The 11,801-nt window shown below is 57.7% G+C and carries 12 protein-coding genes; 4 read left to right on the top strand and 8 right to left on the bottom strand.

Annotated features, from left to right (window positions below; all coding sequences use genetic code 11):
• Window positions 1-14 precede the first annotated feature (14 nt).
• On the top strand, window positions 15-392 hold the full coding sequence (locus GJU83_RS12040) for a PilZ domain-containing protein (RefSeq protein WP_069183868.1): 378 nt from the start codon (window positions 15-17) through the stop codon (window positions 390-392).
• A 13-nt stretch (window positions 393-405) separates the two neighbouring features.
• On the opposite strand, the gene GJU83_RS12045 is transcribed toward GJU83_RS12040, so the two are convergent.
• Window positions 406-876 carry a flavodoxin family protein gene (locus tag GJU83_RS12045; RefSeq protein ID WP_069183869.1) on the bottom strand — a complete coding sequence of 157 codons (471 nt, stop codon included), beginning with the start codon at window positions 874-876 and terminating at the stop codon, window positions 406-408.
• A gap of 233 nt (window positions 877-1,109) precedes the next feature.
• Here GJU83_RS12045 and GJU83_RS12050 point away from each other — a divergent pair, with 233 nt between their 5' ends.
• Entirely contained in the window at window positions 1,110-1,367 is a 258-nt protein-coding gene (locus GJU83_RS12050; protein WP_069183870.1) for a hypothetical protein, read from the top strand.
• Here GJU83_RS12050 and recA read toward each other — a convergent pair.
• Both recA and pncC read right to left on the bottom strand, forming a co-directional pair.
• On the bottom strand, window positions 1,364-2,410 hold the full coding sequence (gene recA, locus GJU83_RS12055) for a recombinase RecA (protein WP_069183871.1): 1,047 nt from the start codon (window positions 2,408-2,410) through the stop codon (window positions 1,364-1,366). The two genes, GJU83_RS12050 and recA, sit on opposite strands and share 4 nt — an antisense overlap.
• Window positions 2,411-2,574: 164 nt before the next feature.
• Window positions 2,575-3,075 (bottom strand): nicotinamide-nucleotide amidase, encoded by a 501-nt coding sequence (gene pncC / locus GJU83_RS12060; protein WP_069183872.1) that lies wholly within the window; start codon window positions 3,073-3,075, stop codon window positions 2,575-2,577.
• Window positions 3,076-3,156: 81 nt separating this feature from the next.
• Between pncC and mutS the strand changes: the two genes are divergently transcribed.
• Both mutS and fdxA read left to right on the top strand, forming a co-directional pair.
• Window positions 3,157-5,787: a DNA mismatch repair protein MutS gene (gene mutS, locus GJU83_RS12065; RefSeq protein WP_069183873.1), complete on the top strand. Its 2,631-nt coding sequence runs from the start codon at window positions 3,157-3,159 to the stop codon at window positions 5,785-5,787.
• Window positions 5,788-5,937: 150 nt separating this feature from the next.
• Window positions 5,938-6,261: a ferredoxin FdxA gene (fdxA, locus tag GJU83_RS12070; protein ID WP_008170541.1), complete on the top strand. Its 324-nt coding sequence runs from the start codon at window positions 5,938-5,940 to the stop codon at window positions 6,259-6,261.
• Window positions 6,262-6,335: 74 nt separating this feature from the next.
• Here the strand turns inward: fdxA and GJU83_RS12075 are convergent, their stop codons facing one another.
• The 5 genes from GJU83_RS12075 to GJU83_RS12095 form a co-directional block, all read right to left on the bottom strand.
• Window positions 6,336-6,965, bottom strand: coding sequence for a LysE family translocator (locus GJU83_RS12075; RefSeq protein WP_174805050.1), 630 nt, complete (start codon window positions 6,963-6,965; stop codon window positions 6,336-6,338).
• Window positions 6,966-7,029: 64 nt separating this feature from the next.
• Complete coding sequence (locus GJU83_RS12080) at window positions 7,030-8,064, bottom strand: hypothetical protein (protein ID WP_069183875.1); 1,035 nt, start codon at window positions 8,062-8,064, stop codon at window positions 7,030-7,032.
• Between the two features lie 139 nt (window positions 8,065-8,203).
• Window positions 8,204-9,154: a DegV family protein gene (locus GJU83_RS12085; protein ID WP_069183876.1), complete on the bottom strand. Its 951-nt coding sequence runs from the start codon at window positions 9,152-9,154 to the stop codon at window positions 8,204-8,206.
• Between the two features lie 110 nt (window positions 9,155-9,264).
• The gene (locus tag GJU83_RS12090; RefSeq protein ID WP_069183877.1) at window positions 9,265-10,098 is read right to left on the bottom strand and encodes a metal-dependent hydrolase; all 834 of its coding nucleotides are present in this window, start codon (window positions 10,096-10,098) and stop codon (window positions 9,265-9,267) included.
• Between the two features lie 256 nt (window positions 10,099-10,354).
• Window positions 10,355-11,731 carry a solute carrier family 23 protein gene (locus GJU83_RS12095; protein ID WP_069183878.1) on the bottom strand — a complete coding sequence of 459 codons (1,377 nt, stop codon included), beginning with the start codon at window positions 11,729-11,731 and terminating at the stop codon, window positions 10,355-10,357.
• Window positions 11,732-11,801: the final 70 nt, after the last annotated feature.

The following is an 11,801-nucleotide window of genomic DNA, read 5'->3' on the forward strand; positions in this document are numbered from 1 at the left end:
ACGGACGCCAGCGTATGACCAGTGATTCCGCCGAACGCAGAATCAAGGATCGTTACCCCGCCTCCTGCCTGAAGGTTCAGCTCCGGGAGCGTGGCTTCTTTGGTCGGGGCAAGCAACCAACGCCGGTTACCTGCCTGGACCTGAACCGCTACGGTATGGCCGTTCTCTGCCCCAGGCCGGTGGAACCCGGGGCCCGCCTGTTCATGGATTTCGACGGCAAATACATCAGCGAATCGCGGGTTTGCGCCCGGGTGGTGGAGTGTCAACCTTACCAGGCGGGTTATCGCGTCAGCGTCCAGTTCAGCTATTGCCTGGACAAAAAAGGCTATTCGCGCACCGTCGACAATGCTCTCTCCCGCATCGAAGGCTTCTACAACCGGTTTGCCAGCTGATCCGGTTCCGGGCTCACACCAGCCCCGCGTCAAGGCTGGCAGCGACGTACATCCCTAACTCGCGACACTGATCTTCAAACTCATCGCGGTACTCACCCCTGCAGATCAGAGGCTCCTGTATCAGCTTCCAGCGCAGACCCGTCGCAATGCTTTCGATTGCCCGATTGGTGCCCGTTCCGTCATGGCCGGCCCGAATGTAATAGGCAAAGGGCAACCCCTGGGTTTTCTCGAGGCAGGGATAGTAGCTGCGGTCGAAGAAGTCCTTCAGGGCCCCACTCATATACCCGAGATTCTCAGTGGTGCCCAGAATGATAGCGTCGCAGGCCAGAATGTCTTCAGGCCCCGCATCCAGAGGTGCCATTACCTTGACTTCGACGCTTTCGATGTCTTCATGGCGTGCGCCCTGCTCAGCCGCCTCCCTGAGCTTGAGAGTATTCGGGGAAGGCGCATGAGCGACGATCAATAATCTCTTTTTTGCTTCCATACCGACTCTGATCTGTATCTGAAGAGCAAAGAAACCCAATACTCACCGAGTATGAATTCATTGTGATACCAGCTCAAACCAGAGGAACGGACAGCAAGCACAGATGATCATTATTTGAGCAGCACAGAGACGAAATTAAGAGATCTGTTACGAGAACATTTAAACCATCTGAACGGATACCCTGCAAAGACTCCTGCTTACTATGGACTGAGCAGTCAAAGGAGGAGAAACCAATGCATTTTCCCAACAGCAGAAAACTGCAGACTCTCTATCGTCAAATGAAATACAGAAGGTGGATCAGAATCCAGCTGCAACAGTCTGGAGGGGCAGATTACCTCAGGCGCCTGGAAGTCGACATCGGTGCTGAACCGGGCCACTTCAGGAGAGAGCTGAAAAGAAGACTGATACCTGAAAGGAAAGCCGAAGGCAACGGTGGTGCGGCAGGTCTGGATCTACACCTGCCGCCCCTGACATCGCTGAGGAAGGTTTAGAGAAGCTCGCCGTTCGCTTCTGCGGGCGCCTCTTCAGCGTCTTTCTTCGAGACCGGCTTGGGCATCAGCTTGTCACGAACCTTGGCTTCAATCTCGTTAGCAATGTCCATGTTTTCCTCCAGGAACTTGCAGGCATTCGCCTTGCCCTGGCCGATCTTGTCGCCGTTGTAGGCGTACCAGGCGCCGGACTTATCCACAAAGCCTTCCTTGACCCCCATATCCAGGACTTCCGCCATGTGGTAAATGCCCTTGCCGTACATGATCTGGAACTCGGCCTGTTTGAACGGCGGGGACACCTTGTTCTTGACCACTTTCACGCGGGTCTCGTTACCCACCACCTCGTCGCCGTCTTTAACGGAACCGATACGGCGGATATCCAGGCGCACAGAGGAATAGAATTTCAGGGCGTTACCACCGGTGGTGGTTTCCGGGCTGCCGAACATGACGCCGATTTTCATACGGATCTGGTTGATGAAGATCATCAGGCAGTTGGCATGCTTGACGTTACCCGTCAGTTTCCGCAGCGCCTGGGACATCAGTCGCGCCTGCAGGCCAACGTGGCTGTCGCCCATCTCGCCCTCAATTTCCGCTTTTGGTGTCAGGGCGGCAACCGAGTCAACGATGATCACGTCAACTGCGTTCGAGCGAACCAGCATGTCGGCAATTTCCAGGGCCTGTTCACCGGTGTCAGGCTGGGAAACCAGAAGGTCGTCCACATTCACGCCCAGCTTCTCTGCGTAGACCGGGTCGAGGGCGTGCTCGGCGTCGACAAACGCACAGGTTTTGCCCGCCTTTTGTGCCTCGGCAATCACCTGCAGGGTGAGCGTGGTTTTACCGGAACTCTCCGGACCGTAGATCTCACAGATTCGACCATAAGGAAGGCCACCAATACCCAGGGCAACGTCCAGGCCCAGGGAACCGGTGGAAACCGCAGGGATGGCTTCGCGGGGCTGGTCACCCATTTTCATCACGGCGCCCTTGCCAAACTGGCGCTCGATCTGCCCAAGTGCTGCGCTCAATGCTTTCTTGCGGTTGTCTTCCATCAGTGCAAACCCTCTGTCGCCTGGGCCGCCGGGCCCCAATCAAGGCCGGCAGCGAAATAGTGGATCGGGAATCTCTACAGCTTGACCAGTCAATTCCCTGTATATTTGAACAGTATTAAAACATAACCCGGAGAGGAGACCAACCCCTGCGGATGTGAAAGCCGTCAGAGTTCGCCCACAAAATCGCTAACCCCTTGAAGAGCAAACAGAACGGCCTGGCGGCGGACCTGATCACGGTCGCCCTCGAAGTGCTTTACCAGCGCCACGGTGGTGGCCGGACTGCTGCCCCAGGCGAACCAGACGGTACCGACAGGCTTATCCTCGCTGCCACCGCCAGGCCCGGCAACGCCACTGATGGCCACGGCAACGTCGGCATCTGTTGCCACCAGGGCGCCGGCCACCATTTCCCGCACTACCGGCTCGCTGACCGCACCATGCTCATCCAGCGACTTCCGGGTCACGCCCAGGAGCCCCTGCTTGGCCTCATTGCTGTAGGTTACCAGACCGCCGAGCACATAGGCCGAAGACCCCGCCCGGTCGGTCAGCACTTTGGCAACCCAGCCGCCGGTACAACTTTCTGCCGTAGCCACTGTACGGCCGGTGCGCAGCAACCGCTCACCGAGGCGATTGCCTGCGTCTTCCAATTCCTGATCGCTGGCCAGCATAATGACCTCCTTCATTTCATCGCGGCGGTTATTTTCTTACAATTCACGCCTTCATCCAAAGCAAGGCTACCGGACCCGTTCATGTCAGCAGCTCAGACCGATCTTTCCAAGCACACCCCGATGATGCAGCAATACCTGAAGATCAAGGGCCAACACCCCAATGAACTGGTGTTCTACCGCATGGGGGATTTCTACGAGCTGTTTTACGAAGACGCCAAGAAAGCGGCCGAGCTAATGGACATCACCCTCACGGCCCGGGGCCAGTCCGGGGGCAACCCGATCCCCATGGCCGGCATCCCCTATCACTCTTCTGAGGGTTACATTGCCCGCCTGGTTCGGGCAGGTCAATCCATCGCCATCTGCGAGCAGATCGGTGACCCTGCCACCAGCAAGGGACCGGTTGAGCGCCAGGTGGTTCGGATCGTCACACCGGGGACCCTGAGTGACGACGCCTATCTTGAGGATCGCCGTGACAACCTTCTGGTCGCCATATACAACCACCGGGAACAGTTCGGTTTTGCCTCGCTCGACATCTCCAGCGGCCGCTTTGCGGTATCAGAGCTGGAGAACCTGGAAGCCCTGCAGGGCGAACTCCAGCGCCTGCGTCCGGCGGAAATTCTGATCAGCGAGGATTTTCCCTACGAGGAAATACTGGAGGGCTTCACCGGTATCCGCCGTCAGGGCCCCTGGCTGTTCGAATCCGACACGGCCCGCCGGGTGATTACCCAACAGCTTCAGGTGAGAGATCTGACCGGTTTTGGCTGTGAGGAGCTCAATCTGGCCGTCTGTGCCGCCGGTTGTCTGCTGCAGTATGCCAGGGAGACCCAGCGAACCGCCCTGCCCCATATCCGCAAGCTGACCCGCGAACGCAGGGATGAAGCTGTGATTCTGGATGCCGCCAGCCGTCGCAACCTGGAAATCGACACTAACCTGATGGGCGGCCATCAATACACCCTGGCCTGGGTGATGGACCGCACAGCCACGGCCATGGGTGGCCGGGAGCTTCGCCGCTGGCTGAACCGCCCGTTGCGGGACGTGGAGACTGTCCGTCAGCGCCAACAGGCGGTTTCGGCACTGCTGGACGGGTTTCATTACGAACCGGTACACGACCTGCTGAAAGCCGTGGGCGACATTGAGCGGGTATTGGCGCGAGTTGCCCTGCGCTCAGCGCGACCTCGGGACCTCGCACGACTCCGGGATGCCTTCCAGGCCCTGCCGGACCTGCAGGAAACACTGAAACCGGTGAATTCCCACCATGTCGTCAAGCTGGCGACCACCATTGGTGAATACCCGGAACTGGCGGACCTTCTGGAACGCTCCATCATCGACAACCCTCCGGTCGTGATTCGCGATGGTGGGGTCATCCGGGAAGGCTTTGACGAAGAGCTGGACGAGTTGCGCAACATCAGCGAGAACGCCGGCCAGTACCTGCTCGACGTGGAAACACGTGAACGGGACCGCACCGGCATCAGCACCCTCAAGGTCGGCTACAACCGGGTGCACGGTTACTACATAGAAATCAGCCGCGCCCAGTCCGACCAGGCGCCGGTGGACTACATTCGCCGCCAGACCCTGAAAAACGCCGAGCGCTTTATCACCCCAGAACTCAAGGAATTCGAAGATAAGGCCCTCAGTGCAAAGAGCCGGGCTCTGGCCCGGGAAAAAGGCCTGTATGACGAAGTGCTGGAAACCGTAGCCGGACAGTTGGCGCCCCTGCAAGATGCCGCCCAGGCACTGGCCGAGCTGGACGTGCTTAGCAACTTTGCAGAGCGGGCCACTTCTCTGCGCTTTTCCGCGCCGGAATTCAGCGAATCTCCCGGGTTCGACATTGAGGAAGGCCGCCATCCGGTGGTTGAACAGTTGCTGGATGAGCCTTTCGTACCCAATGATCTGTTGATGGATACCCAACGCCGCATGCTGGTGATCACCGGCCCGAACATGGGCGGTAAATCCACTTACATGCGCCAGGCAGCGCTGATTGCCCTGCTGGCCTACACCGGCAGCTTTGTGCCCGCCAACCGGGCAGTCATCGGCCCCGTCGACCGCATTTTCACCCGCATGGGCTCCTCGGACGACATCGCCGGCGGCCGATCCACCTTCATGGTGGAAATGACCGAAACCGCCAACATCCTGCACAACGCCACCGAACACAGCCTGGTATTGATGGATGAGGTCGGTCGCGGCACCAGCACCTTTGATGGCCTGTCACTGGCCTGGGCCACCGCCGAGCACCTGGCCCGTGAGATCCGCTGCTACACCCTGTTTGCCACCCACTATTTTGAGCTCACCCAACTGGCCGATGAGCTGCAGCATGCCGTTAACGTGCATCTGACCGCCACCGAGCACGACGACAGCATTGTGTTCCTGCACAATGTCCACGATGGCCCGGCGAGCCAGAGCTACGGGCTTCAGGTGGCCAAGCTGGCAGGCGTACCCCAGGATGTGATCCGCAACGCCAAGACCCAGCTTTCCCATCTGGAAGGCAGTGCCTCACCGGCCGCGCCGGCGGCTTCGGCTGGTGAGCAGAAGGAAGACACGGTCCGGACCAAACCTGCGCCCCAGGTTAATGAACCTGTACTCCAAGGGGACATGTTCGCGAGCCTGGAACCCAGCGCGGTGGAAGAGGCCCTTAAAGACATGGACCTGGATGGACTCACCCCACGGGATGCCATGAATCAGCTTTATGAACTGAAAGCGCTGGTGAAGAAATAGCGAAGAATTGATCTGTGTAATAAGGTTATAGCAGTCGAACGCTTGCGGCTGTGCGGGTCGCTCCCTACAATATCGCGCACTAAAATATAACGGCGGCGCCCGAAGGCGCTCCTGATGAGACTGACCGACCACTGGACCAGGGATCTGACTATGGCGTTTATCGTTACTGATAACTGCATCAAGTGCAAATACACAGACTGCGTGGAAGTCTGCCCGGTAGACTGCTTCTACGAGGGACCGAACTTCCTGGTAATCGACCCGGACGAATGTATCGACTGCGCCCTGTGCGAGCCCGAGTGCCCGGCCGAAGCCATCTTTTCTGAAGACGAACTGCCGGCCGATCAGGTCCAGTTTGTGGAGCTGAACGCCGACCTGGCCGCGAAATGGCCAAACATCACCGAAAAGAAAGATCCGCTGCCGGACGCCGAAGAGTGGGATGGCAAGCCGAACAAGCTGCAGTATCTGGAAAAGTAAGCCTCCAGAGCTGGGGATCAAAAAAGGGAAGCCGCGGCTTCCCTTTTTCTTTGTCTGAAGGTAATCGGGTGGCCTCAGGTACTGGCCAGCTTGGCGCCCATGGCCACGAAAAAGCCGCCCGTCAGACCGTTCAGCATCCGTTTCATCTTCACATTCACGCCAAGGCTGCGGAAGGTGACCACCACCCAGGCCAGACCACACTGCCAGAGCATGGCCAGCAGAAAATGCACGCCCGCCAACATCAGAGACTGCTGGAAAGCGTTACCGGCGGGGTCCACAAACTGTGGCAGCAGGGCCATGTAGAAGAGCGCGGTCTTCGGATTCAGAACATTGGACAGGAGTCCTTCGCGGAATGAGGCCACCATGGCAACCTTCCGGCGAACGACCTCTTCTTTTTTTACCTCGGGCGCGTCTCCCCGGCGAAGGGCCTGGCGCAACGAACCGATGCCCAGCCATACCAGGTAGCAGGCACCCGCCCACTTCAGGGCGGAAAACGCCCAGGCGGTTTCCACCAACAGAAGTGAAATACCCAAAGCCGAGAGCGTGGCGTGAATGAACAGTCCGCTGCAAATGCCAACACTGGTGACACAGCCATCCCGCAAACCACCCCGGCCGGTGTTCCTCATCACCAGCAGGGTATCAACACCCGGTGTGATGGTGAGCAGGGTAATGGCAACGAGATAGGCCCAGAACAAATCCGATATCAAAACCGTCCCCTATCAAACTCTTGTACAGAACGCTTCAGGGGCCGGACCCGCAACCGGTAAGTCAGGCCTCCTGGTGGAGAATCTTACGCGCCGTGGCGGACTTATAAAACGGTGCAAGCCGCCGGCGAACCAGGGCCTCAACATAGCCCTCTTCACGCAATACGTCTATAACCGGAATTGCGTAGGCGTCGATCTCTGCCATGACCACCTCACGGCTGACACCCAAATCGCCCAGCAGTTCTGTGAGCGGTCTTTCGCCATATTTTACGAACAGGTGAGAAACCACCGCACGGGCACAGTTCTCGAAGTAGCCGGTCTTGCGAAACTGCAGCCAGAACTCATAGCCCAGCACGACAAACTCTTGCAGTTCGACGTCTCCCAGGCCCTCGTGCAGCTCGGCAATGGTGCGATCTTCCAGTGACACCCAGGCCGCCATCACGCTGTCCCGCAGTTCGTCGTCAGACAGAGCCCTGTGCAGAAACTGCTCGCTCCGGCTAATCAGCCCGGGCAGGCTGTCAGACAGCCAGGCCTTGAGGCGCCGCTCAAAGGTTTCATCCAGCCCAGGCACCGCCCTGTTGGCCATGCGCTTGCCAAACTTCATCATTGAACCGACGCCCGGCACGGACTTGGTGATCAGATTGTCCTCGTAGAGGTAGTTCACCAGACCGTGGTAAACCACGTTGGAGACCAACTCTTGATAGACCGGGTGAGCCATGATTTCACTGATCACCCGCTCCCGCTGCTGCCGCAATTCCAGAGCCTCCTCAAGAAAACCGGTAGCCTGTTCGCGGGTGATGATCTCGCCCAATGTGGTTTGCGATTGCACGTCGGCATTGAGCACTTCGGTTGCCATTTCGGCGGCCAGTTCAGGGATACCTGCATCCAGCTCCATATCCATAACAATACGCTGAATAACGCCCATCACCTGGTCTTCCGACGTAATCCGGTTCAGGGTTATCTCATTGGCATAGCCCCAAAGCTCATCCAGCTCCTGCTCCAGAAATTTACGCAGCTTCGTGCCCTTGAGCGAGGCCAGTTCATGCTTTACGTGCTGTTCCAGCAGCTGGTTGGCGAGATCCGTTTTGCCTTTGGTCATGGCGCAATTCTTCCTGTCGTTAAAATGAAAGACACTGATCAGAGGCTAACATGAAGTTCAGATTGGCAGGTTTGCCAAAACTACAGGTGGGAGGGTGCGGCCCGGCCAGTCCCGCACACCCGCGGACTGCGTGGCCGATTCACTGAAAATCGTTGAACGTGTGGGGCTCTGCCGCCAGGGCCAGGCAAAGACTGCCGGGGCCGACATAGATACTGCTGGTGATGCCCATCTGGGATAGTAGAAGTTCCACACCGTTACGCTCACAGGCATCCCGCAGGCGGTTAAGCCCGGGCAAATCCTCGATTTCAGTCCAGGTCAGGCCACAGGAAAGACTCACGTACGGGGTCAGGAGACCGGCTTCCACCCGTGCTGCGGCATAGTTCATCACCTTCTCCACCGCCACATCGAAACTGCGGGTTTTGGCCACCGGCTGGCCTTCGGCCCCCTGCCCGAAGATAACCGGAGTAATGTTCAGTGCCTTACCAAGAAAGGCCACCAACGCCGACACACTCTTGTCACCACGACGCCTTGCCCGCTCACGGATGTAATGCAGGTCCCGGGGAATCACACAGGTGTAGATCTTGTCGCTGAAGGATTCAACCTCATGCCGCAGGGCATTCTTGGAAACCTTCTGGTCGATCAGCTTGAGGGTATGTGCCGCGAGCAGGCCCTGACCGGCGAAGATCTGCTTGCTGTCGATCACCCGCATAAAGAAGCGGCCATCGCGACCGGCTGCCTGCCGCGCCCCTTCATAATTGGCCAGAACACTGTTCATGGCTTCGGTGGCGTTCTGGAAAATCAGGCTACGGGTTTTGGTGACCGTCTCGCAGATAGCGACATCAAACTGGGTAACGATCTTTTCCATGAACAGATCGTGGATCTGTTCGGCGGTGAAGGCGCGGGTTTCCGCCTGATGACCCTTCTGTAGCAGACCACTCTGATAGAACTCCTGGGTCCGCACAGGATCGTGCTCGTCTATGTAGGTCTGGCCGTCAATTACAGCGGTTACCGGAAGGATGAACAGGTCGTGCTTGCGGCTGAATTCATAAGGTAAGTCGCACGCAGAATCGACGATCAAACCAACTCGCATGGTGTGCCTCCAGCTCCGGGAAGCTTCTTGACCGGAAGCCCCCTTTTTTGTCGTTATTTTTTATGCCGCACAGTTTTACACACCCCGATCAGAATTTCAGCAACCCAGGTCTAACCCGCACTGGATGTCATGTCCAGCTCCCGAAGATTCCGTTCGAGCAGTTCCCGGTTATCCTGCTGCCAGGGATGAAATCCCTTGCGGAAATAGGCCAGGAATTCCGGCAGGCACTTGCGAAGCACGCCGGGCTTTCCCCACAGGAAATTCACGCCACCAAGCCAGGTACGAAGGCTCCAAAGCTTGCCATCGGCCTTCAGCAGGCTGCAGGTATTGAGAAAGGTGTACTTGAAGAAATTCCAGGTCACGAACAGGAAGACGATCCGGCGGAGCCGCTCGTTGCCGACACATTCCCGGTAGACATCAAAGGCCACGGATTTGTGTTCGGTTTCCTCGATTGCATGCCAGCGCCAGAGTTTCGCCATGGCCGGCGTAGCGCCCTCCATCCATTCCGGGTGGCTCAAAATGGCATTGGCCAGAACCGCGGTGTAATGCTCGGCGCCACAGGTGCCTGCCAGTTGGCGGCTTGGCGGTAACTTGCCCACCCATGCCATGTGTTTCTGGAACCGCCGGTCCAGGGCATCAATGTCATAACCCCTGGCCTTCAAGGCTTCGTTGTAGTCCTTGTGCTCACGGCTGTGCAGGGCTTCCTGACCAATAAAGCCGCGAATCTCTGCTTTCAGCTTGGGATCCTCAATTTTGTCCCGATAGAGTCGAACAGCATTTATGAACTGCTGTTCTCCATCAGGGAATTGCAGGGAAAGCGCGTTAAAGAATGCCGTCCGGAAAGCGTCGTTACCGTGCCAGAGCGTCTTGAGGTCTTCGCTGACATCGAACCGTAGATGCCTCGGCTCAACGGACACGCCCTCGGGCGTGGAGCTGATGGTCATGACTGCCTCCTGTTTTTGTAGTGTTGTTATCAGTAATGAACAGCGGACAAAAATTCATCAGTCAAAGCAGTTTAAACTCGAAAACCACACGGAAGGAATACTTCAAGAGGGAAATTTGGACAAATTGTCACGAAATGACATTCTGTCAACGATCGAGTTTCAAGAGAAAAGGCAGACACAAAAAAGGGAGGCACGAAGCCTCCCAAGGACACACAGGGGGTCAGCACTTTCCGGTGCAGAGCCGGAAAGCGCAGGTTTAGTGCTCTTCTGCGGCTCTCACGCCCGGCGCTTCCGGGTCGGCGGTAAAGCCAAGCAATTTGGTACGTTCAATCAGGAAATAGAGGATGGCGCCGGTTGCCAGGCCCCAGCCCGCTCCGTAGACAGCCAGGACCACACCCATGGTGCCGGCAATACCTCGCTCGGTGTTATTCTCCAGCTGCTCCAGCCCTACCATCAGGCAGATATAGCCGGTCAGAAGCAGGGTCAGTGACAGGGCAATCGGCAGTACTGGCTGGAAGAAACTGACCAGGGGCAGCACGAACAGGGCAATGAAGCCGGTAATCCAGAAGGTACCGCCGCCGCTGTAGATAGAGTCCATGGCATTACGGCCGTACTTGTAACGCTCGGCCATGGTGGCTGTGACGGCCGTCCAGATCGGCCCGGCCAGGCCCGGGTATGGTGCAAAGAAAGCGTGGCCACCATTGCGGATCGCGGTTACCAGGTGCACCCGGTCGATGCTGTTGTCGATGTCTTCATCTTTACGCAGGTGGTCAACCCGGTTCATCAGAGACTGGCCCACCACGATGTCGCCGAAGGCAATCACGTAGGCGATCACCGCCGTGGGAATGGCATACATGAAGACGTTAGCGTCCGGGAAACCGACAGCGAACGGCAGGTAGTTCCAGAGCTCGTCGAACGCTGGCTTGGTAATGCCCCACTCGACATTGGGCACCTCGTATTCGCCAGTGGCAAAGCCGACCAGAATCGCAACCACCATACCCGGCACCATGCCGTAGTTGGCAATCTTGCGGGCGATGGAGCTGCTTTCCACAAAGCCTTTGAACGATACGGAGAACATCAGGTACAGGCACACCAGGCCACCGATGATCAGGGAAATCGGCGTATTGGCCAGGCGGCCGCCCGCTTCGATTTCCCCCATCAGGGCCGCGATGCCGGCGCCAATGATGATCCCGCCTTTCATGGAACGGGGAATCAGCTCCACCAGCTTGCTGCCCAGGCGGGTAATACCCAGAACCAGGAAAATAATGAACACCAGGAACTGCAGGGCGAACAGAGCCTGGATGGCTTCGGGGCCTGGCTCGTAGTCACTCAGGAACAACAGGACAACCGGAATACCCGGGGTAATCCAGCCAGGCACCAGAGGCACACCCAGCAGGGCCGGCAGCATGAAGCCGATACCGCAGATCACCACGTATGCCAGAGCCACGTCGTAAGGCACTCCCAGGTATTTCTCAAGAAGGGGGATCATCGCCAGGCTGACCACGAACATGATCAGGGCCTGCACCATCTCCGCGAATTCCCAGCGGTAATGAACAAACGGCAGACGAACCTTGAAGGGACCAGCCGGCCAGTATGGCTGCTCTTCCCCGTTCTTTCGGTGAAACATTTGCATAAAAAGGTCTCCGGGCTCACGCGGTGCGTGTGCCTGACAGCGTTGTTTTTCTGGTTAAAGTCGGCTGCGC

Origin of the sequence: Marinobacter salsuginis (assembly GCF_009617755.1) — a bacterium.
GTDB lineage: Bacteria > Pseudomonadota > Gammaproteobacteria > Pseudomonadales > Oleiphilaceae > Marinobacter > Marinobacter salsuginis.